Annotated in this window: 1 protein-coding gene; it reads left to right on the forward strand. The window is 61.0% G+C overall.

From position 1 onward, the window contains the following. Window positions 1-239: 239 nt before the first annotated feature. Window positions 240-1,447, forward strand: a 1,208-nt coding sequence (locus NEI07_RS06685; protein WP_256033552.1) for a CYTH and CHAD domain-containing protein, incomplete at its 3' end; no start/stop codon positions are given.

Below are 1,447 nucleotides of genomic sequence, written 5' to 3' on the forward strand. Positions count from 1 at the left end.
CGAAGCGGAAATTTTGCAGCAGTGGATTGAGGCTGTCGGCGGCAGCATCTCTCTTGGAGAGAGCCTGTTGAAATCTGTAGAGGCATCAAAAAGAGGCGATAAGCTGACGATCGTGCTGAAGAAAAAGAAGCAGAAAAAAGGGTCCGACCAAACACAGCCATAGTCTCTCCGGACCGACCCGCCGCGGTCGCGCCTGTCGAGCGCTACACGCCGCTACAAAAATGATATAAATTCGTCACATGAGCGAGATCGAGCTAAAACTCTTGCTGGACAAGAATAAGTCGAGTGAGATTTGGGCGCGTGTGAAGGCATCGAAGCTGACCCACGGCGCTCCTGTCACGAGAACGCTCAGAAGCATTTATCTCGACACGCCCGAGCACGCACTGAACAAAGCGGGAATTGCGCTGAGGCTCAGGCGCGATGGGCGGCGGTGGATTCAGGGCGTAAAAACCAGGGCGACCTTGCATGGCGGCCTGTCGCAGGTCGGCGAGATTGAGAACCCGGCGCCTGGCGGACGCCTGTGTCTCGATGCAATTACTGACTCATCAATTCGGGAGGAGATCGTTGACCGCGTCAACGGCGCCCCGCTTCAGCCCGTTTGCGAGACGGTGATCACGCGCAGGACGAGCGAACTGACGCTTTCGGACGGCACGCGCGCGGAGCTCGCGCTCGACATTGGCGAAGTTCGGGCCGGCGAACGCTCTGCTGAACTCTCCGAGTTGGAAATCGAACTTCTTGCAGGCAATGCAAGCGGACTATTCGATATTGCGCAAATCCTGGTTCCCGATGGCGGCTTGCAGTTCTCCCGACTGTCCAAGGCCGCCCGCGGCTATTTGCTAGCCGAAGAGGGGCGGATCGATCAGCCGCTTGCCCCCCGCAACGCTCAAAATATCTTGCTGGATCCGGCGCAAACCGCCGAGCAAGCGGCGCGTGACGTCTTGCGCGAATGCCTCGATCAGATCGCCACGAATGTGCTCGTCGTTCGCCAGCTGGACGACGACGAAGGACCGCATCAGCTGAGGGTCGGCCTGCGGCGGTTGCGCAGCGCATTCTCGGTCTATGCTTCCGTATTGGGAAACGCGGTGATGAAACGGCTTGACGGCGAGGCGCGTTGGCTTGGCCGGGAGGTCGGGAGCCTGAGGGATCTCGATGTGGTGGCGAACGACATGGCGCGGCGGGAAGCCGAAACGCATCCCGACGAGCCTGGACTTTCGGCCCTCGCCGATGTGGTCGCGCGGCAGGCGCGAGAACGGCGCGAGCAGCTGCGCACGCTTCTTGCCGGCGCGCGCGTGCAGGCGTTCCTCATTGATCTTGCGCGGTTCGTGGAGACGCGTGGCTGGCTTGTCGCGCAGGATTTCGGCCAGACCGAGCGGCTGGCGGCGCCGATTGCGGCCTTAGCGCGCCAGTCTCTCAACAAGCGCTGGAAGAAGACCGCAAAGCATGCTCA

It is taken from the genome of Methylocystis suflitae (assembly GCF_024448135.1).
Lineage (GTDB): Bacteria > Pseudomonadota > Alphaproteobacteria > Rhizobiales > Beijerinckiaceae > Methylocystis > Methylocystis suflitae.